The sequence below is a fragment of the Paenibacillus sp. LX16 genome, assembly GCF_036252815.1.
Taxonomy (GTDB): Bacteria; Bacillota; Bacilli; order Paenibacillales; family Paenibacillaceae; genus Paenibacillus; species Paenibacillus polymyxa_B.
Map to the genome: position 1 here is coordinate 4,796,807 of NZ_CP141152.1, position 23,866 is coordinate 4,820,672.

At 45.3% G+C, this 23,866-nt stretch carries 19 protein-coding genes; 2 read left to right on the forward strand and 17 right to left on the reverse strand.

All coding sequences use genetic code 11. The features are described from left to right. Positions 1-43: 43 nt before the first annotated feature. From T3H97_RS21635 to T3H97_RS21680, 10 genes are all read right to left on the reverse strand, one after another. Positions 44-817, reverse strand: a complete 774-nt coding sequence (locus T3H97_RS21635; RefSeq protein ID WP_013311929.1) for a sigma-70 family RNA polymerase sigma factor — start codon at positions 815-817, stop codon at positions 44-46. Further along, positions 814-1,266 carry an anti-sigma B factor RsbW gene (gene rsbW, locus T3H97_RS21640; RefSeq protein ID WP_328800838.1) on the reverse strand — a complete coding sequence of 151 codons (453 nt, stop codon included), beginning with the start codon at positions 1,264-1,266 and terminating at the stop codon, positions 814-816. Before rsbW ends, T3H97_RS21635 begins: the two co-directional genes overlap by 4 nt. 18 nt (positions 1,267-1,284) lie before the next feature. Then, positions 1,285-1,623, reverse strand: coding sequence for an STAS domain-containing protein (locus tag T3H97_RS21645; RefSeq protein ID WP_274482725.1), 339 nt, complete (start codon positions 1,621-1,623; stop codon positions 1,285-1,287). 99 nt (positions 1,624-1,722) lie between these two features. Then, positions 1,723-3,393 carry a response regulator gene (locus tag T3H97_RS21650; protein ID WP_328800839.1) on the reverse strand — a complete coding sequence of 557 codons (1,671 nt, stop codon included), beginning with the start codon at positions 3,391-3,393 and terminating at the stop codon, positions 1,723-1,725. A gap of 19 nt (positions 3,394-3,412) precedes the next feature. After that, on the reverse strand, positions 3,413-4,282 hold the full coding sequence (locus tag T3H97_RS21655) for a CheR family methyltransferase (RefSeq protein ID WP_254350700.1): 870 nt from the start codon (positions 4,280-4,282) through the stop codon (positions 3,413-3,415). An 80-nt stretch (positions 4,283-4,362) separates the two neighbouring features. Then, positions 4,363-8,082 carry a response regulator gene (locus tag T3H97_RS21660; protein WP_328800840.1) on the reverse strand — a complete coding sequence of 1,240 codons (3,720 nt, stop codon included), beginning with the start codon at positions 8,080-8,082 and terminating at the stop codon, positions 4,363-4,365. Beyond that, a complete protein-coding gene (locus tag T3H97_RS21665; protein WP_328800841.1) occupies positions 8,066-9,247 on the reverse strand; it encodes a PP2C family protein-serine/threonine phosphatase in 1,182 nt (393 codons plus the stop codon). The genes T3H97_RS21660 and T3H97_RS21665 overlap by 17 nt, the downstream gene beginning before the upstream one ends. A gap of 235 nt (positions 9,248-9,482) precedes the next feature. Beyond that, positions 9,483-9,824 carry a YflT domain-containing protein gene (locus T3H97_RS21670; RefSeq protein WP_023990277.1) on the reverse strand — a complete coding sequence of 114 codons (342 nt, stop codon included), beginning with the start codon at positions 9,822-9,824 and terminating at the stop codon, positions 9,483-9,485. 95 nt (positions 9,825-9,919) lie between these two features. Continuing rightward, complete coding sequence (locus T3H97_RS21675; protein ID WP_328800842.1) at positions 9,920-10,438, reverse strand: hypothetical protein; 519 nt, start codon at positions 10,436-10,438, stop codon at positions 9,920-9,922. Positions 10,439-10,489: 51 nt separating this feature from the next. Further along, positions 10,490-11,011, reverse strand: a complete 522-nt coding sequence (locus tag T3H97_RS21680; protein WP_069290384.1) for a DUF948 domain-containing protein — start codon at positions 11,009-11,011, stop codon at positions 10,490-10,492. Between the two features lie 260 nt (positions 11,012-11,271). On the opposite strand from T3H97_RS21680, the gene T3H97_RS21685 reads away from it, so the two are divergent. Further along, entirely contained in the window at positions 11,272-11,439 is a 168-nt protein-coding gene (locus tag T3H97_RS21685; protein ID WP_028541846.1) for a DUF1328 domain-containing protein, read from the forward strand. 125 nt (positions 11,440-11,564) lie between these two features. Here the strand turns inward: T3H97_RS21685 and T3H97_RS21690 are convergent, their stop codons facing one another. Continuing rightward, the gene (locus T3H97_RS21690; RefSeq protein ID WP_328800843.1) at positions 11,565-12,731 is read right to left on the reverse strand and encodes a C40 family peptidase; all 1,167 of its coding nucleotides are present in this window, start codon (positions 12,729-12,731) and stop codon (positions 11,565-11,567) included. Between the two features lie 191 nt (positions 12,732-12,922). After that, positions 12,923-13,792 carry a cation diffusion facilitator family transporter gene (locus tag T3H97_RS21695; protein WP_328800844.1) on the reverse strand — a complete coding sequence of 290 codons (870 nt, stop codon included), beginning with the start codon at positions 13,790-13,792 and terminating at the stop codon, positions 12,923-12,925. Positions 13,793-14,202: 410 nt separating this feature from the next. Here T3H97_RS21695 and T3H97_RS21700 point away from each other — a divergent pair, with 410 nt between their 5' ends. Beyond that, entirely contained in the window at positions 14,203-14,388 is a 186-nt protein-coding gene (locus T3H97_RS21700; RefSeq protein WP_328800845.1) for a hypothetical protein, read from the forward strand. A gap of 172 nt (positions 14,389-14,560) precedes the next feature. On the opposite strand, the gene T3H97_RS21705 is transcribed toward T3H97_RS21700, so the two are convergent. The 5 genes from T3H97_RS21705 to T3H97_RS21725 all read right to left on the reverse strand — a co-directional run bounded on the left by T3H97_RS21705 (position 14,561) and on the right by T3H97_RS21725 (position 23,842). Continuing rightward, on the reverse strand, positions 14,561-16,189 hold the full coding sequence (locus T3H97_RS21705; RefSeq protein ID WP_328800846.1) for an ABC-F family ATP-binding cassette domain-containing protein: 1,629 nt from the start codon (positions 16,187-16,189) through the stop codon (positions 14,561-14,563). A gap of 284 nt (positions 16,190-16,473) precedes the next feature. After that, entirely contained in the window at positions 16,474-17,253 is a 780-nt protein-coding gene (locus T3H97_RS21710; RefSeq protein ID WP_328800847.1) for an ABC transporter ATP-binding protein, read from the reverse strand. Further along, positions 17,243-18,226: a FecCD family ABC transporter permease gene (locus tag T3H97_RS21715; protein ID WP_328800848.1), complete on the reverse strand. Its 984-nt coding sequence runs from the start codon at positions 18,224-18,226 to the stop codon at positions 17,243-17,245. The genes T3H97_RS21710 and T3H97_RS21715 overlap by 11 nt, the downstream gene beginning before the upstream one ends. Positions 18,227-18,240: 14 nt before the next feature. Beyond that, positions 18,241-19,200 (reverse strand): heme ABC transporter substrate-binding protein IsdE, encoded by a 960-nt coding sequence (gene isdE, locus T3H97_RS21720; RefSeq protein ID WP_328800849.1) that lies wholly within the window; start codon positions 19,198-19,200, stop codon positions 18,241-18,243. A gap of 283 nt (positions 19,201-19,483) precedes the next feature. After that, positions 19,484-23,842 (reverse strand): NEAT domain-containing protein, encoded by a 4,359-nt coding sequence (locus tag T3H97_RS21725; protein WP_328800850.1) that lies wholly within the window; start codon positions 23,840-23,842, stop codon positions 19,484-19,486. Between the last annotated feature and the right edge of the window lie 24 nt (positions 23,843-23,866).

The following is a 23,866-nucleotide window of genomic DNA, read 5'->3' on the forward strand; positions in this document are numbered from 1 at the left end:
GATGTGACGTCAAATATGTTAAGCCAAGAATTCCGCGGTTTTCTCATGAAATAGAGGAATTAGACATAATCTGCTTCAGCTTTTCCGTAGCCCGCTTCTGAATACGAGAAACACTCATCTGCGATACGCCCAACGTCTGTGCAATCGCACGTTGAGATTGACCGTCCTGAAATGCCAGAAGAAGTACCTTTTGTTCCTGCTCCTTCAGTTGGCTTAAAGCCTGCTGCAAATCCATCCGTTTTTCCACAGTGTCATAATCGTTAGCATCCGAGCTTATGAGCTCACCTAACGTAGCGGCACTTTCTTCCTGAGATAAAGGCGAGTCCAGTGAAACATAGTGATAGCACTCACGACCAGCAAGCACCTCAATCGTTTCTTCCACGGTAAGATCCAAATAGGTTGCAATCTCGTCCACATTGGGTGAGCGTTCCAATTTAACGGTCAGTTCATCAATAGCATGTTGAACAAGCGCACCCTTTTCCTTAATGCGGCGAGGAACCTGGATGTACCAGGATTTGTCGCGCAAATAATTTTTCATATGTCCCAGCATACTTTTCATAGCGTACGGTTCAAATGGGATACCCAAGCTGATATCGTATTGCTGAAGCAGACGTATCAAAGCCATCTGACCGGTCTGATATAAATCCTCGTATAAGTCCGGACGGTTACGGGAGATCTTCCCGGCAGCCATCTTGACCATCGGCTCATACTTGCGGATCAGCACGGTAGCAATCTCGTTATCTTTGGTTTGCTGGTACTCCCAGATTAGACCAACGGCTTCATCCATCGACTCCGGGGGAGTTACCTTTTCATTCATACTCTTTCCTCACTTCTGGTCAAGCGCTTTACCAGCACCACTTCGGTGCCTTTTCCTGTCTCATTCAGGATATGGACATCGTCCATAAGCGCCTGCATGAGATAAAAGCCTAATCCGCCTATCTGTGCATCATTCAACTCCTTGTCATGCAAGGATGCGATACGGGACGGGTCCCCCACGCGTTCAAAGCTCTCCCCTTCATCTTTGACACGGATGGACAATGAAACTTCATCAAATTCGAATGTCACTTCCACGACTCCCCCCTCATGACCATATGCATAAAGGACAGAGTTATTACAGGCTTCCGATACAGCCACTTTCATGTCTTCAATATCCTCATAAGAGAATCCCATTTTCGCGGCAATACCGTATAAATTTAATCTTACAATATCAACAAAGTCAGCAGTTGCCGGCAAATTAAGAACTACTTTTTGAATTTGAGCATTCATTTCTTTTTCTTTCCTTTCCTATTGGGAATTCTCCTGGGGGACAAAGAATTTGGCAATACCGGTCATATCAAATAGCTTTTGAATTTGAGGCGGCACCTCTTGAACAGCAAAGCGAGACTCCATCCCATGCCTTGCTTTTAAAATGGATAACAAGATACCAATACCCGTGCTGTCAATGTATTTAAGGTCTCTCAAGTTAATAATCAAATCTTGGCTGGACTCCCCCACCAAAGGCTCCATCACCAGACGAAAATCAGGTGCTACCGAAAGATCCAACTCTCCACTCAGATAAACGGTATTTACGCCATCGGTTGTTTCAGTAATTGCATTAAACTTCTCACTTTTATTTGTATTCATAGGCCTACTCTCCCAAAAAAAGATTTCCCTACATACTAACCCATTATACGAGCATTTGAATCACGGTATAACTTTTTAAACACTGCCAAATGCCACCATTTAAGCTTCATTGATTTGATCTTTACCCGGCTGCATTGGAAAATGGTCCGGAGAATGCCGTAACAATGCCTGTTTTACACTGCTGATTTTAACAGGCTTACTAATATAATCGTTCATTCCAGCTTCAATACATCGAGGCTGAATACCCTCCATCACATTAGCTGTCATGGCGATAATGGCAGGTTGAGATCTTCCCGCCAATTGTTCACGCACTCTACCCGTACACTCCAGACCATCCATCACAGGCATCTGCAAGTCCATAAAGATATAGTCATAGTCCTGATTCGCCATGACCATATCAAGTGCCTGTTGCCCATCTGCTGCCACATCTGAAGCCAAACCGAGCTTATCCAGTATATTAACCATTAGCTTCTGGTTAATCGGATGATCATCTACGACCAGTACAGGTTTACGGCTTGGAGATTCCTGATGTGGAATTTCCCAATCGTGGCTGGACTCCCCCTCCAGTTCATTTTCCTCAGCAACGCCAAGCTTCATTGTAAAATGAAACGTCACGCCCTGTTCTCCGCTCGTATCTACACGGATATCTCCGCCCATCATATTCACTAAGGTTTTACAAATGGCGAGTCCTAACCCGGTACCACCATATTTACGGGTCATTGAAGAATCCAGTTGGGAAAAGGGCTGAAACAGCCTTTCAACCTTAGCGGAATCAATCCCAATGCCTGTATCCTTCACAGAAAACTCAACGGTAAGTCCATTGTCGCTTTGCTCTTTGACGGATGCGAAGACATATACTCCACCTTGGTCTGTAAATTTGACGGCATTGGATACGAGGTTAATTAATACTTGACGCAATCTCCCCATATCTCCATATAACACAGGGGGCATCTGTTCATCGAGAAAATAAACCAGTTCCAAGTTCTTTCGGTTCACCTCTACCGTAAATAGGCTGAAAACTTCCTTGATACAAGAAACCAGATCAAAAGGATATTCCTCAACCTCCATTTTGCCAGACTCCAGCTTGGTAAAATCCAAAATATCATTAATGACCGCTACTAGCGCGTCTGCGCTGCGGCGGATGATATCGGCATATTCCTGTTGGTCGCTTTGCAGCTCTGTCTCCATCAGCAGATCAATCATACCGATAACACCATTCATAGGTGTGCGGATCTCATGGCTCATCATGGCCAGAAATTCCGTTTTGGCATTGGCAGCAATCTCTGCCGCCTCTTTGGCGGTAATCAGTTCACTATTCATCTTCTCCAGCTGCTGCGTCTTCTGGTGAAGTAGCATGGACTGTGTTTTCAAACGCTTGTTTGTTAGGTACATTTGCACGAAGCCTTCAATTTTGGACTTGAGAATTTGAGGGATGAACGGCTTCACCATATAGTCAATACCACCCGCTGAATATCCCGCAAACAAATGCTCCGCTTCCTTGCTGTTAGCTGAAATGAAGATAATCGGAATATCCTTTGTTTTCTCTCTGGCCTTGATCAACTTTGCAGTCTCAATTCCATCCATACCCGGCATTTGTACATCGAGGACTACGAGTGCAAATTCATCTTTCAATAGACATCGCAGTGCTTCTTCCCCGGATGTGGCCTTTACTAGATTATATTGTTCACTCTCCAGCACCGCCTCAAGAGCGAGCAGGTTCTCAGGTCTGTCATCTACCAGCAATATATGAATCGGTTCATGAAGCCCCATGGAATCCTCCTAAGCATCTCTATTTAATCTTCCGGTATATTTTTTCTATCCGGTCCAGCGGCTCGTAGGAATCACTATAATCGGTAAAATGTATGGATTCCTTGGCCCCAAGCACCAACACACCAAAATGGCTCAAGCTATCATAAAACAACCCATGTACATGGTTGCGAAGTTCATCGTTAAAATAGATCATGACATTCCGGCAAAAAATAACATTGAACTCGTTAAAGGACCGGTCTGTCGCTAAGTTATGCTCCGCAAAAATAATGTTTTTCCGTAAAAAAGGATGAAACATCACTGAATCATACTTGGCTGTATAATATTCAGAGAACGAATGTGTGCCCCCCGACTCCAAATAATTTTTGGTATACAGCTTCATTCGATCGATCCCGTATACGCCTTCCTTCGCCTGCTGTAAAGACAGGTTATTCATATCCGTCGCATAAATGCGAGCCTTATCATATAAGCCTTCCTCATGCAGCAAGATTGCCATAGAATATACTTCCTCACCAGTGGAGCAACCTGCATGCCAGATTCGAATGTACGGATACGTTCGCAAAATAGGAATGATTTTCTGCCTGAAATTCAGAAACAGCTCCGGATCACGGAACATCTCGGTCACCGGAATGGAAAGGCTTTGTACCAGTCTATCGAAGGCACTGCGATCATGCAGCACCTTCTCCTGAAGTCCTGATATCGTGCTTACATTTTCGGACTGCGCATGATAATAAACACGCCGCTTAATCGATGGCAGAGCGTAGTTACGAAAATCGTAGCCGTACAGCCGATGTATACCTTCCAGCAACAGCTCAATCTCAATCAATTCCCGCTCAGTATCATTCGATTTCACTTCATTAGCAGCATTATCCGCCATATCCTTAGATGTCATAATCTCTCTCCAATTCCTAAATAGGTTTCGCCTGTGCCGCTCTCAATCATGTGTCGATTTATATTACCCATTTTTTTGGGTTACGAATACAACCACACCCGCATTAATGATAAAAGCTGTTCGGTTTGAATCGGTTTTTTCACATAATCGGAAGCGCCTGCCTCAATACACTTGGAACGATCATCCTTCATCGCCTTGGCTGTCAGCGCAATAATAGGCAACTTCTCGAATTTTGGCATTAGCCGGATGCGCCGCATCGCTTCATATCCATCCATTTCCGGCATCATCATATCCATCAGCACCAGATCAAAATCAGGTGTCTGTTCCAGCAGTTCCAGTGCCTCTCTTCCATTTTCCGCAAAGGTAACCTCCATACGATAGCTTTCCAGCACACTGGACAGAGCAAATACATTGCGAATATCATCGTCTACCAACAATATTTTTTTACCTTCAAACAGCTCTTCCTTGTTGTATAGCTTCTGTAAAATTTTGCGTTTGTCCTCAGGAAGATTCGCCTCTACACGATGCAAGAACAGCGTTGTTTCGTCCAAAAGCCGTTCCGGCGATTTAACATCCTTAATAATAATAGACTCTGCATACTTGCGAAGTTGCATTTCTTCTTTGCTATCCAGATCTTTGCCTGTATAAATAATGATCGGCAGATCAGCTAGCTGCTCGTTCTCTCGAATACGATCCAGCAGTTCAAAACCAGTCATGTCGCTCAGCATCAGGTCCAGTACCATGCAGTCATACCGCTGGATAGCCAGCTCATTCAGTGCTTCCTGTCCTGTCGATACCGCCGTAATGGCAACATCATCATGATCGATCAGCTCAATAATCGATTTACGCTGATTATCATCATCTTCAACCACAAGAAGACGTTTGGCCATTTGGTCCGTATACGATTTGATATGTGAAAATGCCTTATCCAGACTTTCCTTCGAGGAAGGCTTTTTGAGATAGGCAATCGCGCCCATCATCAAGCCCTGTTTTACATCATCTATGACCGAAATAACATGCACTGGAATATGGCGTGTCGATGAATTTCCTTTTAGCTCGCCCAAAATGGACCAGCCATCCATCACAGGTAATTGAATATCTAATATAATAGCATCCGGCAAATAAGACTGAGCCATGTTGAGCCCATCGTCTCCTTGGAGAGCGACCAGTGCCTTAAAGCCCCGGCTACGGGCCATATCGTACAAAATATTAGCAAAATTAATATCATCCTCAATAATCAGCAGCACTTTATCCTGCGAGGTAATCTCGTTTCGGTCGTCTCCCGGATGTATAATGTCCTCCGCTTTGTTTTTCAAAGGCATCTGATATAATGGCAACCGTTTAGCAGGCATAATCATGGGAAGGTCCGTTTCTGCCGAGGCTGCGTCATTCTCAAAATCCGAATTCACATCCGCCCCGTTAAATTTCTCTCTCGAATGAGAATCCATATCCTCAGCCGTTGGCGTTTGTTCCGGCAAATACAGTGTGAAGCAACTGCCCTGCCCCTGCTCAGATTCCACCGTAATAACGCCGCCCAACAATCTGGAAAGCTCACGGCTGATCGACAGACCTAGTCCTGTCCCCCCGTATTTCCGGCTAGTTGTACCGTCTACCTGCTGGAAGGCTTCGAAGATCAGATCCGTTTTATCGGAAGCAATCCCAATGCCCGTATCGCGCACAGATAGAGCCAAATAGGATCTCCGTGGATTTAGCAGACTAGGAAGCTGCTCTCCGTTTGCCCGAGATACACTGAAACGAATAGAACCTTCTGTAGTGAACTTGAACGCATTGGACAGCAAATTACGTAAAATTTGTTTGAGACGATAACCGTCACTGATAATGGCATCTGGCAAGTTCTCTTCGATTTCGGTATGCAGTTGAAGCTCACGTTGGGCTGCGACCGGAGCAAAATTCTGCTCCACAAACAGTTCCAGTTCCTTCAAGTGGACCGTTTCATGGTTAATATCCATTTTTCCAGCGTCCACTTTGGATAAATCCAGAATTTCATCAATCATTTTCAACAAATCCGCGCCTGACATATAAATGGTTTGTGCATATTCCACCTGCTTTGGCTTGAGATTGCCTTCCTTGTTCTCAGACAAGAGCTGAGAAAGAATAAGCAAGCTATTTAGCGGAGTACGCAACTCATGAGACATATTGGCCAAAAACTCTGATTTGTATTTGCTTGTGATCCCCAGCTGCATGGCCTGTTGCTCCAACTGAGCTCGTGCATGTTCGATCTCGTCGTTCTTTTCTTCCACTTCTCGAACTTGTTCTTCTAGCGCTCTGGTTTTGGCAATCAGTTCAGTATTAAAATGCTCCAATTCTTCCTGTTGACGCTGTAACAATTCCTCTGAACGCTTGAGTTCCTCTGTTTGCTCCTCCAAATTTTCGTTGGAGCGCTTGAGTTCCTCTTGCTGAGTTTGTAGCTCCTCGGACTGGCATTGCAATTCCTCAGTAAGTGCCTGGGATTCGCGCAGCAATTGCTCTACACGCATCCGTCCCTTGATATTGTTTAGAATGATCCCCATACTCTCTACTAATTGAGCAAACAACTTCGTTTCCAGATCACTGAAGCGATCCAGTGATGCTATTTCTACAGCGCCGATACACTCATCCTCGAACAAAATAGGGAAAATCATAATTCCCACTGGCTTACTTTCTCCTAAGGCAGAGCCGATGGACAAATACCCGTCAGGAGCCTCTGTAATCAAAATCGGCTTACGATCCAGAACACATTGTCCGAGCAATCCTTCGCCCACCTGGATAACGTCCCTAATCGAATTTTCGCCAGTCACCTTTGCATAGGAGCCGTATAACTTAAAACGGTCGTCTTCCACATCTTTTCCTTGCAAATAGATGGCTCCATAGCTGCCTCCCAAGATGGGCGTAAACTCACTAATGAACATCTGAGCAACCTGCTCCAGTGAATTTACGCCACGGAACAACTCAGTCACCCGAGCAGTATTGGCATTAAGCCAAGTTTGGTCCTTCTGCGTTTGAAGGACGGAATGTTCAAATTTCCGCTTTTCTTCCAGGTCTCCGGCCATTTGTTGAAATACACGAGCGACCTCACCAATTTCATCTTTGGAGGCAACACTCATTCGGCTGATGGCCCTGTACTTTCCCTTGCCAAAACCATTAATCATGAGATTCACGACATTTAGACCTTTGGCAATGCTTGGGAGCACCCACAAAATAACCAGTAAGCCCATGATCAGGCCGGCGGCCATCAGAATTGTGGTAATCTGCACAGATTCTTCATACGCCAAATTGGCCTGCTTCATGTCGCTATCAATTTCCCGATCCTGAAAAACGGCAAGGGCATTAATACTATCCATCGCCTCCTCTTGGGCAGGCAAACCAGTACTATTGCGGAAAGCGTTAGCCTCATCAATACGATCTTGCCCCAACAAAGAAACCAGTCTTTGTTCGTAACTTAAAAATTCATTCCACGCGACGGCTACCCGATCAACCTGCTGTTGCTCTTCACTGGTGCCGGAATTCGTTTGCAGACTAGCCAGCACTTTCGTTCCAGTAGCCGAAATATCGTCCAGCTCGCGTTTGGCCTCACTAACGGAGGAACCTGGATTCAAGATCAGATTGGCCATCACTTTGGCCTTATCATTCACCTGCCCGCGAATAGCTGTTGTTTTCCGGACTTTCATATATCGATCCTGATAAACCTGATTCAACTGCTCATTCAGGCTCCCCATCCGGTCATAGCTGATTAGTGTCAGCACAAGGAGGATCGCCATAAGCGATCCAAAGCCGATCAGCAGTTTATTTCTGATTTTCATGCAAGCTCTCTCCCTCTTTCAATGAAATCCAGATCAGGCACTTATCATCATCACGATCCTGTGGCGCCTCTTTACGGAAAAAAGCATCCAGCATCGCTTCTTCATTCCATTCTTCATACTTACGTAGACACTCAGTCAGATACTCCAACTGCTCCTCATATTCACCTTCCACCGCCTCCAGCAAGCCATCCGTATACAAAGCGATATGTCCAGTTCCTTCATAATGAATCGTGTGCATTTCTGCATCAATTTTATCAAACAAACCAACCGGGCTACAGGCACGGTCAAATTTGGTAATACTGCCGTCCTGATTGAACAGCAAGCCAGGAGGATGTCCCGCATTTACATAGTCAATTCGCCGTGAACGGGTATCAATCACCATATAAATCGCCGTAAAATAATACTGTACCAGCTGCTTGCCCAGATCCAGTTGATTAAAACGACGATTCAGCTCTTGTATGACTTTCTCAGGCTCCACATATGTGGTTACCGTATCCTTAAGTACAGATGCAATGAACATGCAGAACAACGAGGAAGAAATGCCATGCCCCATCATATCAAGCAAAATGATGGCATATCGCCCCTCCCCTAACGGATACCATGAATATAAATCCCCTGCCAGTTCAAATGAAGGCTGGTAGAGCGCATTCACTTGCAGCACCGGGTCCTGAATGGCAGGACTAAGCACCGCCTGCTGCACCATCGCGGCCAGCTTCAGCTCATCCTGTATTCGCTGATCCCGATCTTTATGCCAGTCCTTTTCCTGTTTGAGACGCAAGGCAGACCGGATTCGCGCCATGAGCTCTACCTTGTTGATCGGCTTCGTGACGTAATCGACGGCTCCCACATCCAGAGCTTCGGCCAATTTTTTGGAATCGCCTACAGCCGTTACCATAATTATGGGGATATCTTTTAAATGCTCATATCCCTGCACAATACTGCAAGCTTCAATGCCGTCCATTTCAGGCATCATCATATCCAGCAGCACCAGATCAATATCTGAAGGACGGGGTCGAAGACTAATGGTACGGTCGCCGATTCCCAGATGCTCCAACATTTCTGCGGCCGAGCTAGCAGAGATCACATCCCGATAATTTTCTTTTTTCAGTATTTCACGAATTATAATGACATTCGTCGGGTTATCGTCAACAATTAGAATTCTCATTGGCCTCTCCTTATCTGTAACTCATGTATTATACTATACCTACTTAAACGGCAACACCCTTGTTGATTAGAAGTAGTGTTTCCGTAAGAAGGCATTCCAAAAACATAGATAAGGAATGAGGCTAAAACCCCATTCCTTATCTATGTTTTTGGAGGACCCGCGAAACACTTGTGCTGCGGTCAACTTCCTCTTTTTCGAATCTAATGTCACTCTGCTTTTATAGTGAACAGCAATATCACGCTTTTTTAGCAATGACCAGCACTTTACCCTGATCCAGTTCTTTTTCATAAAAGTCAGCTTCGGTATCTGTAAATCCCAAAGAAGTAATTTTAGCGCGAAGCTCATCGCCGCGGGAACGGAACAAGTTGGCTAATGAATCGAAAACGCCCTCTTCCTTAATCCCGATTTCCTTGGCATCCACCGTATCGGCAATACGATCTGTCCGATCCTGATCATGAGCGAGCACGAACACATCCTCATAACGATAGCCCGTGTTACGCAACTCATTTACTGCTTCAACGGCTTGTACACCGTTATCTACCACTTTGGCATAAGATTTATGATTGGTCTGATTCATGTTTCTCACGCTCCTTTAAGGATTGACTTCTCTGACTATTACACTTCACATATCCATTTGAAACTTCCAGGTTATGTCACGCCTCAAAAAAATGATTACCACTCCGTTTCATCAAAAAACTCAACATACTTAGGTTTATCCGACGTCTCATCCATAAACACTTTGATTGCACGTTGTCCGCGTACATATACCTCTCCGTCTTCCGCCGTAAATTGCGAGCCACCCAGCGCCTGATCCAGCGTTTTTCGTTGCAACGGCAGCCACTCATCATTCACCTTGATTCGACCGGCAGCAGGATCTACATGAACATAAGAAACGACGTCCTCACGCATACCAACTACAACATCTGGATATTGGTATTCCGTAGAAAGCAGCAGCATATCCTTTTTAACTCGTTGTGGCTTGCCCAGCTTTTTCAATACATCGGCACGTGTATCATCCAATGATATGCCATTTAAGGTATGAAAATCTGCTGGTACAGCATGTGGAGCGGGTATCGTCTGTACAGTCCTAACCATATGCCCCGCTGTTTGCGGGGAAACGGTTTGCTGAACCGTATCCTGTCCGGAAAAGGGAGTGAGCAAACCAGCAGCCAGTAATAACGTCTTCATCATAATTCTCACCCTTTCAATGAATTTCCTGTAGTTTACGGTCCAGCCCCTATGCTACTGACGCATTTTCTGCCACACCCCAGCAGCGATGTCTACATAACCCAACCAGTTTTTACCCGGCTTGGCCGCAGGCTCCTCATAAGTCGCATTGTAGCTCTGAACCGTCCGCTCCGTTGCGGTCAAAGGTCTATTCGGTGTCGTTGCCTTGATTGCGTGATCCGTTCTGGAAGTATTACTCGCAGCGCTATGCGATTTCTGAAACCGTGTCATTAACGCTGTTGAAGCCTGCTTAGCAGCCAGCGTCACTTCGCTGAGTACCTCTCCCAAGTTTCTAACCGATTCCATCACTGGCTCCACTTGCTTCAATTTATGATCAACGTCTGCGGTGATGTCATTCGCATGTCGAACCGTTTGTTTTACTTCATAACTCAGTTCATCTATCGTTTTTTGTACATCCTGCAAGGTTTGAGTCACCTTATCCAAAGAGCCTTGTGCTGCTTTCAACGTTTTAATGAGGAAAATAACGAGAACTGCAAATGCGATAGCAATAATAAAAATGCTGACCTGTGTTAACATAGCGTAACCTCTCTTTCGTCTTTCACGATGATGTTTATGATTACTGCATAGTTACCCTTTAGATTCAGACACGAAACAACGTCCAGGCTGGCTTCTTCTCCGCTCCAAACGTTATGATTCACGGACTCTCGCACCGTTTATAACACCATATAACGATGGCACAGTCACGAATAATCTGTAGAAGTCACTGTCATCTGCAACCACGCTCTATCGGAGTGTGAGTATGCCACATTATATACAATTAAAGGAGGATACAGAACATGCTAAAATGGTCCGCTTTATTCTTAATTTTTGCTGTGATCGCCGGGATCTTGGGTTTTTTTGGTATCGTCGTGTCCATAGCTGCTACAATCGCTAAAATATTATTTGTGATATTTCTGGTGTTGTTCGTCATTTCACTCTTTACCGGAAGAAAACGGGTTTCATAGTTATCGGATGCTAGCTGCACAAAAGCAATATTCTAAATGTTTATAAAAAAAGGATGTTCCCACCCTGGTTAACAGGGCTGTGGAACATCCTTTTTTGATGCAGCTTTTTAACAGTTAGCGGCGCTTTATTGAATCACGCTGCCCCCAAACAGGAAACGATCCTGCCAAGGCTTGCTGAAATCCGTAACTTTTACACCGCCACCCGCTACAGAAAACGTATGGAGAAGCTTGTTGTCTCCCAAATATACAGCTACGTGTGTAATCGTTTGGGAGGAATTATCCAAGGACGTGTACGCCCCGGAAGATGCATTATAATTTGTAAAGAAGAGCAAATCGCCACGCTTCAGCGTAGTCATGTCCGTATTCGGCTGACTGTTTTGCTTGATCCACTCACCCTGTGAACGAGAATCTGCCGGAAGCTGGATACCTACAGCCTGACGGAAAATTTGACGGGTAAATGCCGAGCAATCAAAAGTAGCCGTACTGTTGCGATCCGAACCATATTCATATGGAGTTCCGAGATAAGTCATCCCCGTGTTAATAACCTGCTCTATTGCAGCCGCTGCATCACCGGAAAACATGTTCATAGTTGACGCAGGAGAGGCTGTCGCAGGTATTGCGGTAGTATCAGGAGTGGTTGTCACCGGAGCAGACACAGGCTGCTGCACAACAACGCCCTCACCAATACGAATATACTGTGGAGACGAGCTGACATAGCCCACCGTACCATCAGTTTTGGTAACCTTGAACCAATAAGCATTACTTGGATAGGTAATCGTAACGACATCCCCTGCATTCAAATAGCCCAAAACCTCGGAAGAAGTGGATGCCTCCGCCCGCAAACGAACGGACGTTTGAATCGTGGCTTTCGTTTGACCGGCAGAACTATTCACTGAGGCCACTGCCTCTTTAGCTGAAACATTTTTAACTGACTCTGTGGCTTCCGATTTACGAGTGGTAGACGGGGTGACAGCAGCAGCGACGCTGGTAGCGCCAATTTTTATGTACTTGTCGGAGCTGCTAGTGTATCCGGTTACTCCATCAGAAGTCTTGATCTTATACCAATAGCTGTTGGTTTTCTCCAATACCGTTACGGCCTCTCCCTGCTTCATAAAGCTGACTACATCCCCTGTAGTCGAAGGACCGGATCTAAGCTTTACAGCCGCCTGAATAACCGCCTTCTGTCCTGTGGATGCTGTTGATGCCGCTGCGTCAACCTGACCCGGCGCCACATGAATTGCTGCCAACAGCGCGGCTGACGTCATGAGCATTCCCATCACGCGTCTTCTCAATGTTGCACCTCCTGGCTGTTTTTACGAATTTGAAGAGCATATCCAATTCCGACGAATATAGCCGGACATGCCTTCATTATAGTAAAAGCAGCAGGAAGAGAGATATAATCCAAACGTCACAAAAGGAAGCGTATACGCCTTTTGCATATAGGTCTAAAGTCACTTTTAATACTAACTATTCAATAATTAATCTATAATTTGGGTTCTACATGGACATGGACATGCATCGTATTATGAACCTCTTGCAGGCGTTCCTCAATCCGGTCGCTGATCCGATGCCCTTCAATCAGGCTGAGTTGCGGATTCACCTCAATGACCACATCCACCAGCGCATGATTACCATGTACACGTGCCTTAACGTCCCGAATCCCCTCTACTCCAGGTATACAGGCAATCGTACTCCGTAAGTCAGACAGTTCTTGCTCATCAAATCCATCGGTCAAGCTGTGCGTAGAATCCTTAAAAATATCCCACGCTGTTTTACAAATGATAAATCCTACCGCGATCGCAGCTACAGTATCCAGCCAGGGTAGCCCGAACTGCGCGCCGATAATGCCAACCGCTGCCCCAACACTGACAAGTGCATCCGATAGATTATCCTTGGCCGCTGCCAGCAAAGCCTTATTGTTAATTTGCCGTGCCAATCTGTTATTGTAAAGGTACACTCCCAGCATAATCACTGCACAAATCACAGCTACACCCGCGGAGGTGATATCCGGTATTTGCTTTTCGCCCTTGAAAATGCTCCCGATTCCGTCAATAAGCACCTGCAAACCGACGACAGCCATAATAAAGGACGCCAGCAGCGCCGCGATCGTTTCTGCCCGAAAATGTCCATAGGCATGGTCAGAGTCCGGTGGCTTTTGGGAAATTCTCAGTCCAATCAGTACAGCAACCGACACTACAATATCGGTGACATTGTTGAAGCCATCCGCCCGCAACGCACTAGAAGCAAATATATATCCGCTAATCAGCTTAAAGGCGGACAGCAAGAGATAAGCAGCAATGCTCACCCACGCCCCACGCTCACCTTTTCGTATTTCTTCATAGACATTTACCACAACGTAGGACACTCCTTCAAATATATAGTTTCCAGCAGAACGATCTCGCCGCGCCCAAAATAAAAATAGCAGCGTTGCTGCCCTGAATAATAACAATTTTTCTTTGGTTAACTGTTATTTTCAGGATAGCAGACGAACTTTGTGTGGGTCTAGAGAAACAGTCTTTCCGCTCTGCATCGCTGTAGTAACAACGAAAAAGTATTGCCAGGCCCCATTCCTGTAGGTTACACAAAACATTTTTTCCTTCACACAAAAAACAGACTTTTTCTCTTCCACCCCACCCCAGATGTGTGTTATCATTGTTGCCCTTGTCCCTTCTTTTAAAAACGTATAAAATGAGGACACAGCCGCGTTTTTCTTCAATCCAGCATGATTGACATGAATCTGGCGGCAACAGGAGGAATTTATTCATGAGCGATGCCAATGAACCACGTAAAGTTAATCTCGCAGATGCCATTCGGGAAAAGCTGGCACAAAAAAAACAGCAGTCCGGCGCTTCACAGCAGGGCGGCTTTCAAGGCGGTTCCACCAGAACACTGAAAAGCCAAAATACGAAGAAGCCGAACAACCAACGCCGTCGTACAGGCGGATCATAATCCACCTTATAGCCTTTATAGGGTATCAAAGGTCTGGCGTACCTCACTGCCAGAACCAAGTAAGCTATGGGCATGGTACAAAAACGAAAAAGAGGAGTCTCCCTGCCATCTTAATGGCCTGAAGGAGCTCCTCTTTCGTTTATCTAGTTGTTGAAGTTAGCCGGTTTGGATTTTAGCCGATTTCTACCGGATACATACGTTCACGCAACTTTGTGATTTCTTCATTTTCCAAGTACTCATCATAACTCATCGTACGGTCGATTACGCCGTTTGGTGTAATTTCCACGATGCGGTTCGCAATCGTTTGAATAAACTGGTGGTCATGCGATGTGAACAATATAGTACCGTCAAAGTCAATCAAACCATTGTTCAACGCTGTGATGGACTCCAGATCCAAGTGGTTTGTTGGTTCTTCCAGCAACAGCACATTGGCACCGTTCAGCATCATTTTCGCCAGCATACAGCGAACCTTTTCGCCCCCGGACAGCACACTTGCTTTCTTGAGCGCTTCTTCACCAGAGAAAAGCATACGTCCCAAGAATCCGCGCAGGAACGTTTCGTCCTGATCCTTGGAATATTGACGCAGCCATTCCACAAGATTCATGTCCACACCTTCAAAATAGGTGGAATTATCTTTCGGGAAATAAGCCTGGCTAGTTGTAATCCCCCAAGAGAATTCTCCGCTGTCTGCTTCAATCTCGTTCATCAACACTTGGAAGAGCGTCGATTTAGGCAAACCGTTCGGCCCAACAAACGCGATTTTATCGCCTTTGTTCACAACCAGACTGAACTCGTTCAGCACTTGCTCGCCTTCAACGGTTTTACTGAGACGGTCTACCGTCAGCAGTTGTTTGCCTGCTTCGCGTTCAGGCTTGAAGTTCAGGAAAGGATATTTACGGTTCGACGGACGGATGTCGTCCAGCGTAATTTTATCCAGTTGTTTTTTACGTGAAGTAGCCTGTTTGGACTTGGAAGCATTCGCGGAAAAGCGCTGAATAAAGGCTTGCAGTTCCTTGATCTTCTCTTCCTTTTTCTTGTTTGCATCACGAGTCAAGGCAAGCGCAAGCTGGCTGGACTCATACCAAAAGTCGTAGTTGCCGACGTACATCTGGATTTTGCCAAAATCAATATCCGCAATATGCGTACATACCTTGTTCAGGAAGTGACGATCATGGGATACGACGATGACGGTGCCTTCATAGTCCATCAAGAAATTTTCCAGCCATTGAATGGATTCGAGGTCCAAATGGTTGGTAGGCTCATCGAGCAGCAAGTTGTTCGGACGGCCAAACAACGCTTGAGCCAGGAGAACACGCACCTTGTCATTACCACTCAGCTCAGACATGTTCTTGTCATGCAGGTCGCGGGGAATACCAAGACCGATCAGCAAGGAAGCTGCATCCGGCTCAGCATCCCAACCGTTCAGCTCCGCAAATTCGCCTTCCAGTTCACCGGCACGCAGGCCGTCTGCTTCAGTAAATTCTGTTTTGGCATACAGCGCATCTTTTTCCTTCATGATTTCATACAGACGTGTATGACCCATAATAACGGTTTCCAGAACCGGGAATTCATCGTATTCATAATGGTTCTGCTTGAGCACTGCCATCCGTTCACCCGGTGTCATGTGAACCTCGCCTGAATTGGCTTCGATTTCACCGGAAAGAATTTTCAAAAAGGTGGATTTGCCCGCGCCATTCGCCCCAATCAGGCCGTAGCAGTTCCCAGGAGTAAATTTGATATTTACGTCTTCAAAAAGTGGGCGTTTCCCATAACGAAGCGTTACGCCGCTTGTACTGATCATATAAGCATACCATCCTTATCATTAGTAAAGTGCTAAACACAAAATTACCGACGGCAATAGTATAACACACAAAAGATCGGATTCGAACCGTAGTATAAGCATAACCGTCCCTAAATCTCATCCAATATCTTATAAATAAAATAAAAAATGCTTCTGTCTCCACGATTGTCACCTGACAAACACATGGCCCAGAACCATTTTCATGTTTTTAAATTCGTTGAGATGCCGTGAGGACAGACGTGTTATTCAGTCGCAGCATTAACGTTCCGCACGCTTTGTAAATGTCAGGAAACCCCGACACCTATCGGAATGAGGTACATGCCCGCTTCATCATCCTGTTTGATTACGACCTCCACATCATAAACCGCCTGGATCAGTTCGGATGTAACGACCTCTGTAGGTGGGCCGTTCGCTATAATACGCCCTTCCTTCATAGCAATCATTACATCGCTGTACCGAATAGCCTGATTGATATCATGCAACACCATCACGATTGTCAGTCCATGTTCCTGGTTTAACTGCCGAATGAGCTCTAAAATTTCAAGCTGGTAGTACATATCCAAATAGGTAGTCGGCTCATCCAAAAATAAAATTGGCGTCCGCTGTGCCAAGGCCATTGCAATCCATACACGCTGCCGTTCTCCTCCTGAGAGCTGATCCAACGTGCGAGTTCTACGTTCGTTCAGGTTAGTACAGGCTATCGCCCACTCGATCGCTTCCTCATTCTCATCACGTCTCGCTGTGAACATGTTCTTATGCGGCAACCTTCCGAAGCTGACGAGCTTTTCTACAGTCAAGTCGGAAGGTGCCTCATTCTGCTGATGGACTACCGCCAGTTGACGGGCCAGCTCCTTGGGCTTGTAGTGGGCTATCTCCTTGCCGTCCAGAATCACCTGGCCCAAGCGGGGAACAGCATTGTTGGACATCACGCTGAGCAGCGTCGATTTGCCGCATCCGTTGGGACCAATTATGGTCGTAATCCGTCCCGACTCAATAACAGCATTAATAGCATGTAGACGATCTGTTTTCCGATCATATGAGAAGGTTATATCCTTAATGTCCATAGGTGCGATCCGCCTTTCTGATCAGGAATATCAGGAACGGTCCGCCAATGACAGCCATAATAATAGAAGCCGGGATTTCATTGGGAGCAAGCACTGTCCGCCCCAGTGTATCCGCGAGCAGCAACAGCAAGCCGCCGCATAAGGCGGAAAATGGAATCAGCCACTTATGATCCGAGCCAACTAGGTAGCGGGCACAATGCGGAACGAGCAGGCCGATAAAGGCAATCACTCCCGCGATGGCTGTAGCCGTTGCTGCAAGTAGCACTGCAATCACAGAAATCAAAAGTCGTGCGCGTGTTACATTGAATCCTAGATTTTTAGCCGTTTTATCTTGAAGAGATAAGAAATTGCACCAAGAGAACACGAGCATGGCTAAAATTAACCCAATTCCGCCATAGGTCACAATAACCTCGACATCTACCCATTTTTTCATAGACAAGGTTGAGGTGGTAACCTGGTTAATGCTGGTGACCGCATAACTGCCTCGATAGTTAAAGGACTGACCTAGACCGGAAAAAATGGCGTTCACAGCCACCCCGATCAGAATGAGACGAATCGGATGCAAGCCAGATTTCCACGAAAATCCATAAACCATTAGGCAGGCTAACGCACCGCCAATAAATGAAAAGAACGGCATCCAGAAATAAAGCGCCGGAAAGACCGTCACCGCAATCAGCGAGATCAATGCCGCTCCCGAAGAAATGCCGATAACCCCAGCATCCGCCAGCGGGTTTTTCATGACGGCTTGCAGCAAAACACCCGTTACTGCAAGTGCTGCACCTGCCATTACGGACACTAAAATTCTCGGTAGTCTCAGGTCCTTGACCACATTCACCTGATCGTCAGTACCTGTCCACAATCCGGTCACCAACTGACTCAAATCCACCTTGAGACTGCCTGTCATCGCCGAATACAGCATGACACCGACGAGCAAGACCATTACAACAATAAGGCTCCAACCTTTTTTGGACATGTCATCAGCTTCCTTTAATTCGAAGGATACAGCATTTTCATCAGCTCATCCAGCGCCGAGTTTGCCGCTAAATTCCCTGTTGTGCCAAACAACGGTTCAGGCAGATCATAGACATGCCCATTTTTCACAGCGTTGAAATGCTTCCAGATATCGTTAGTTTTGAACTCTTCATCGAACATTTTCACTACTTCATCCGGCATCCCGTGTGCAGCGCGCAAAATGATATCGGGGTTGGATTGCTGCAAGGCTTCGGTATTGTGGGCAATGAACTCCACCTTCTCGCCCCGAACCACATTGGTTCCGCCAGCAATTTTAACCAGATCTCCAATATAGGAATGCTCGGTAGCCACCAGATAGCTTCCCGGTACTCCCAGCAAAATCAATACTTTAGGGGATTTCTTCCCTTTGATCTTTTGTTGAATCTCGGCTACTTTGGCATCCAAAGCTCCATTAATCTCTTTGGCCTTATCGGCTTTGTCAAACGTGTCTCCCAGCTTTTGAATTTCTTTTTGCATATTCGCGAGACTTTCAAAATTTAAAAATTCGGCATTGATTTTCAAATCTTTAAATTTAGGCTCCAGATCATATTTCAGTGTCGTCACCGACAGTACGTCCGTCGGCTTCAGTGACATCACTTTTTCCATATCAGGACTCATCGGATTACCCACATCAGGCACATCCTTGTAACGGTCAGGCAGCACTTTCGTGCTTGTCGGCTTGCCTGCCAAATCCAGGCCCAGTGCATCCGTGATTTCCGCAATGGCTACCGTAGTCGCCACAATACGTGGCGTTTGAGCTTTATCATCAGACGACTTTCCGGTTGCAGCAGATGTTACCGCTGATTTCGAACCATCATTACTACTCCGTTCGGCCTCTGCTCCTCCCGAGCATCCAGCCAGCAACAAGATCACGATGCCGATTAACATATACAAACCAAACGATCTTCCTTGAGCCAATGCTATATACCGTTTCATGAAAATCCAGTCACCTCAATTCAAAATATAGAACAACAGTAGGAACCCCCACTTTTCGGGTATCAGGATTTTGCAAAATTCGATTCCAGTCGCTCCAAAGCGCAATAATATAGACGAACTAGACCATTTCGATCTACATATTGTTCATTAGAAGTCGCTTATTGGATTTTTGCAAATTCCTCGGGTATGTAAATGCTGACAAGTCTTGATGCCGGGGCACCAAGACTTGCTCGCATACAAACTTTGCTGTTATTCAGACTTCATTGATTATCACAACCTGAGGCTACTTCGCTTTTAGGCTTTCTCCATCAAATTGGAACTGAACTGTATACCAGTGATCATACGGCACTCCGCCAAGGACCAAGCCAGGCACAATAACGTGTGTGTAAGCACTAATTTTCTGAGACAAGTCCCCTACCTCGAATTGAACGACACGTGTATCGCCGGATGTCGAGATTACTTCTACATCTTTCAGGGCACCGTTTTGCTCCACTTGAAGAGCTGGCATCCAAGAACTATTTTTCAAAGTCACTTGAATATAGCGCTTGTCTCCCTTTTCAATAAGTGTGGCTGGCTTGTCGAGATAACCGTCCATAACGGAAGCTTCACTCGTTTTGTCTTTAAATACGTTGTAATTAATCGTGTATTGCTTCTCCGAAGCGGTTTGAGCCGGTTGCTCAACTACTGGTTTTGTTTCTGCCACAGGTGTGGTCGTTTCTGCTGCCTTCTCCGTAGAAGCTGCTGTTGGTCCAGTAGCGGTTGCAGTTGTAGCTGCATGGACTCCCTCACCTTTAAGCGATGCACGGTCAAATTGAATCTGTCCGCCTAATTTCTCATTTAGAATGTATTTCTCAGGCAGATATACCTGTGTGTACACACTCAACTTTTTATCCAGATCAGGCACTTCGAATGCGATCGTGTGCGTGCCACCTTTGGTGTCCGAACCCATAATCGTCGGATTGGCATAACGGCCTTCAAAATCCGTTTGGAATAGCTTCAAAGCCTGGTTGTCCGTAACGGTTACATGGGCCTGAATCTTACCATTTTTTACAATCAACTTCGCCAGATTTTGTACAAATGGAGCCACCAAAGAATCCTTATCCGTTCCGTTTGCAAGCACACGGAAGTTCGCAGTGTACTCTCCATCGGCTAAGTTATTTTTCCCTTTTTCTGCTTCAACCGACTTCTTGTCGTTGTAATAAGCTACATTACTGGTATCGAATTTAAATTCAAAATCGTATACCTTTTCAACACGATCTTCAGCCTTAAAGACCATCGGATCGGCACTTGCCACTTTAGGTGCCTCATAGACAACCAGTTGGCCTTTTACATTGTTCTTAAAGTCATTTACGCTAAAACGAACGTGCTTCGTATTGCTTGCTGCATCTTCCTGGGTCACTTCTGCGTCTCGGTAGTCCCCGCTTGCGTTGTCCCAAATGCGCAGCGCCTTCACTTCATTACTGTTTTGCAGCTTCAGACCTACAAACCGTTTGTCGCCTTCCACGACCAATTGCGCCGGTTCGTCAGTGATGAAGCGTTGAGCCTGTGAATCCACTGCTGTTGAGCCATCTGACAATACGATACTGAATTTCAAAGCATATTTGCCATTGACAAGCTTGTCAAAATCCAATTTGACGATAGGATCTGTAGCTCCTGTAGAGGAAGGCTCGACAAAGCTGCGAATAGTAGCAGGCTCGAATTGGAACTGCACATCATATACGTGATCGTATGGGATGCCACCCAAATCCAATCCAGGTACGATGACATGCGTGTTCACTGTAACTTTATCTGAAAGATTAGGCACTTCAAATTGTACTGTTCTTGTGTCTGCAGAGGTGGAATGTTCAACCACCTGAGCTTCAGAACCATTTACTTTAAACGTTTTAATCCAGCTGCTCTTGTCCATTTTAATTTGAATGAAATTTTTACCAGACTGTTTTAACAGTGTAGCTGGTTTTTGCATATATCCATCCATCACAGATATTTCATTGCTTCCGTTTTTGAGTACAGAGAAATCAATGCTGTATCTGCCATTTTCAACTGGAGTTGTGGTTCCGTTATCCGGTCCTTTAGCTGTAATGCTGCTGCGGTCAAATTGAAGACGAAGCTTATGATCCATCTCATAAACCCCACCTGGATAGATCGTGCTTACATGTACCTGTGCATTCAGAATAGCGTCCAAATCGGCCACTTTGAATTTCACAACACGTGTATTAGCATTCTTGTCCTCACTTACAATATCTGCATCTGTCAACGTTCCATTTTGCTCTGTTTTGAACTCCGTCACTGTGGTGCTGTCTTTGATAGTAAAGGAGGCTTCATACTTGCCTCTCAGCACCGTCAGAGTCGCTGGAGATAATAAATATTGTGCCATTGCCGATTTTTGATCCTTTGTTGCGTGTAGTGCATTGAACTGGATCGAATATGTTCCATCAGCTATAACCTTTCCGGGCGTACCTGGCGTCCCAGGATCAACCGGGGATGGGGTATTAGCAATGCTGCTCTTGTCAAATTGCAGACGAAGCTTATGATCCATCTCATAAACCCCACCCGGGTAGGTCGTGCTCACGTGTACTTGTGCATTTAAAATCGCGTCCAAATCGGCTACTTTGAATTTCACAACACGCGTATTGGCTGTCTTGTCCTCACTTACAATATCCGCATCCGTTAACGTTCCGTTTTGCTCTGTTTTGAACTCCGTTACCGTGGTGCTGTCTTTAATGGTGAAGGAAACTTCTTTTTGCCCCTTCGATACCGTCAAAGTCCCTGGAGACACCAGATATTTTGCCATGGTTGACGATTGATCTTTTGTGGCATGCAGCGCGTTAAAATTAATCGAGTACGTTCCATCCGCCAAATCTGATGGCGCGAGTACAGAAGCCAACTGAAGATCTACATTATAAGTATGCACGTAGCCCAGCTCAGGCCAGTTGATGCTTACCCATGCGCTTAACTTAGCAGGAATTTCTTTAACCTCGAATTCAATAACTCGTGTATTCGCAGTTTTGTCTTCACTTACTGTAGCAACATTAGTTAATAGTCCATTTTGTTCTACCTTAAAACCATCAGTTTGCTTACTGTTTTTCAAAGTAAAACGTACATACTTCTTGCCATTACGTTCAATCAAAGCGCCTGGTTTCTCTGTATAACCATCCATCATTGACTTTTCATTGGTTCCATCCTTTAAAAGGGTGAAATCCAGATTGGAACTTGTTTCTGGAGAGGTTCCATTTCCTGTAATACTATTCTTGTCAAATTGCAGACGAAGCTTATGATCCATCTCATAAACCCCACCTGGATAGGTCGTGCTCACATGTACTTGTGCATTTAAAATCGCGTCCAAATCCGCTACTTTGAATTTCACAACACGCGTATTGGCTGTCTTGTCCTCCCTTACAATATCCGCATCTGTTAACGTTCCGTTTTGTTCTGTTTTGAACTCCGTTACTGTGGTGCTGTCTTTAATGGTAAAGAAAACTTCTTTTTGCCCCTTCGATACCATCAAAGTCGCTGGAGACAACAGATATTGTGCCATGGCTGACGATTGATCTTTTGTGGCATGCAGCGCGTTAAAGTTAATCGAGTACGTTCCATCCGCCAAATCTGATGCTACGGGTACAGAGGCCAGCTGAAGATCCACATTATAAGTATTCACGTAGCCCAGCTCAGGCCAGTTGATGCTTACCCATGCGTTCAGCTTGGCAGGCAGATCTTTTACTTCAAACTCGATCATTCGTGTATTCGCAGTTTGATCTTCACTTACAACAGAGGTGTCGGTTAACACTCCATTTTGCTCTACCTTGAAACCATCAATCTGCTTACTGTTCTTTAATGTAAATTGGACATATCGTTTACCACCACGCTCAATTAGAGAGCCTGGTTTCTCCGTATACCCATCCATCATTGACTTTTCATTGCTTTCATCTTTCAAAAGGGTAAAGTCCAAATCAGCGAGTTTCTCTCCTGTATTAGGAGGCGTTACCGGTGGTGTTACAGGTGGAACCGTTGGATTCTCCGTTGAGTTTTTAAGTCTCAAACTGGAAGGATCAAACTCAATCCATTCCTTCACTGAACGGTCTGGATCGGTATCTACATACCATGGAGAACTGCTATTAAATCCAAACTCCGTATTTACATTTTGATGAAAATCATAAACATCGAAGCTTACAGTCCCGGAAGTTTTCCCAGAATCCACCTCTATTTTTGCGGGAACTGTTTCCCCGTTTTGTTCAACTAAAAATTTCGAAAGACCTTGAGATTCCGCAAACTTAAATGAAAAATGGTATTTTCCATCCTTAATGATCAAATCTCCAGGATAGGTATAGTTTGTTTTGAAGCTTGAATCCCTAGTGCTACCGCTGACTGTCTTTCTTAAAGTTTTGTAATCGATCAGGTATTCTCCATCTGCATAGGTCGCATCAGTAATGGTCACAGCATTGGTAGGCTCAGCATATGTGCTGGGCACTTCTACCGGAATCTCATAAGTAGCATAAGTAGCACTAGTGACTGTAGTGCTTAGATCGGGCAAATTCGACGAAGTGGACTCACCCTCAGGTGTTGCTCCTACGTATGGTGAAACTAAAGAAAACAACATTAGAACAGCAGCAAATGTCGTTATAAATTTGTTAAATCGGCTTTTCAAGGTGATGTATCCCCCTACATAAAA

Excerpts from the sequence above, each read along its gene's own strand:
- T3H97_RS21715 (WP_328800848.1), bottom strand. The coding sequence starts at position 18,226 with ATGTCCAAAAAAGGTTGGAGCCTTATTGTTGTAATGGTCTTGCTCGTC.
- T3H97_RS21650 (WP_328800839.1), bottom strand. The coding sequence starts at position 3,393 with ATGGGGCTTCATGAACCGATTCATATATTGCTGGTAGATGACAGACCT.
- T3H97_RS21645 (WP_274482725.1), bottom strand. The coding sequence starts at position 1,623 with ATGAATACAAATAAAAGTGAGAAGTTTAATGCAATTACTGAAACAACC.
- T3H97_RS21670 (WP_023990277.1), bottom strand. The coding sequence starts at position 9,824 with ATGAATCAGACCAATCATAAATCTTATGCCAAAGTGGTAGATAACGGT.
- T3H97_RS21660 (WP_328800840.1), bottom strand. The coding sequence starts at position 8,082 with ATGAAAATCAGAAATAAACTGCTGATCGGCTTTGGATCGCTTATGGCG.
- T3H97_RS21685 (WP_028541846.1), top strand. The coding sequence starts at position 11,272 with ATGCTAAAATGGTCCGCTTTATTCTTAATTTTTGCTGTGATCGCCGGG.
- T3H97_RS21635 (WP_013311929.1), bottom strand. The coding sequence starts at position 817 with ATGAATGAAAAGGTAACTCCCCCGGAGTCGATGGATGAAGCCGTTGGT.
- isdE (WP_328800849.1), bottom strand. The coding sequence starts at position 19,200 with ATGAAACGGTATATAGCATTGGCTCAAGGAAGATCGTTTGGTTTGTAT.
- T3H97_RS21705 (WP_328800846.1), bottom strand. The coding sequence starts at position 16,189 with ATGATCAGTACAAGCGGCGTAACGCTTCGTTATGGGAAACGCCCACTT.
- T3H97_RS21675 (WP_328800842.1), bottom strand. The coding sequence starts at position 10,438 with ATGATGAAGACGTTATTACTGGCTGCTGGTTTGCTCACTCCCTTTTCC.
- T3H97_RS21710 (WP_328800847.1), bottom strand. The coding sequence starts at position 17,253 with ATGGACATTAAGGATATAACCTTCTCATATGATCGGAAAACAGATCGT.
- T3H97_RS21700 (WP_328800845.1), top strand. The coding sequence starts at position 14,203 with ATGAGCGATGCCAATGAACCACGTAAAGTTAATCTCGCAGATGCCATT.
- T3H97_RS21680 (WP_069290384.1), bottom strand. The coding sequence starts at position 11,011 with ATGTTAACACAGGTCAGCATTTTTATTATTGCTATCGCATTTGCAGTT.
- rsbW (WP_328800838.1), bottom strand. The coding sequence starts at position 1,266 with ATGAATGCTCAAATTCAAAAAGTAGTTCTTAATTTGCCGGCAACTGCT.
- T3H97_RS21655 (WP_254350700.1), bottom strand. The coding sequence starts at position 4,282 with ATGACATCTAAGGATATGGCGGATAATGCTGCTAATGAAGTGAAATCG.
- T3H97_RS21665 (WP_328800841.1), bottom strand. The coding sequence starts at position 9,247 with ATGAGAATTCTAATTGTTGACGATAACCCGACGAATGTCATTATAATT.